Source organism: Pseudoalteromonas sp. GW168-MNA-CIBAN-0100, from assembly GCF_040309225.1.
Classification (GTDB): domain Bacteria; phylum Pseudomonadota; class Gammaproteobacteria; order Enterobacterales; family Alteromonadaceae; genus Pseudoalteromonas; species Pseudoalteromonas arctica.
In genome coordinates this window covers 1-237 of the sequence record NZ_JBEOOL010001078.1, presented here as the reverse complement: position 1 = coordinate 237, position 237 = coordinate 1, and the positions used below count along the sequence as shown (strand labels likewise).

Genomic DNA, 237 nt, shown 5'->3' with positions numbered 1-237 from the left:
ATGTATCTACTGAAGAAATTGAAACTGTTAAAGAAGTTAGTTCGAGAGTAGAGAAAGTTCGAAACTTCAGACTAAACAGTAAGAAGAAAGCAACTCAAAGAAAAGCTGTAAACGCCCATTTATTCGACGAAAATAGACAACCAACCGAGGGAAACTATTTACTTGTGCCTAGGGTTTCTTCTGAACGAAGAAAGTATGTTCCAATAGGCTTCTTACCATTTAATGTCATTTGTAGTG

General features: G+C 35.9%; 1 protein-coding gene. It reads left to right on the top strand.

Going from position 1 to position 237, the window contains the following annotated elements; translation table 11 throughout:
• On the top strand, positions 1-237 hold a 237-nt coding region (locus AAEY62_RS24665), incomplete at both ends, for a type IIL restriction-modification enzyme MmeI (RefSeq protein ID WP_350637125.1).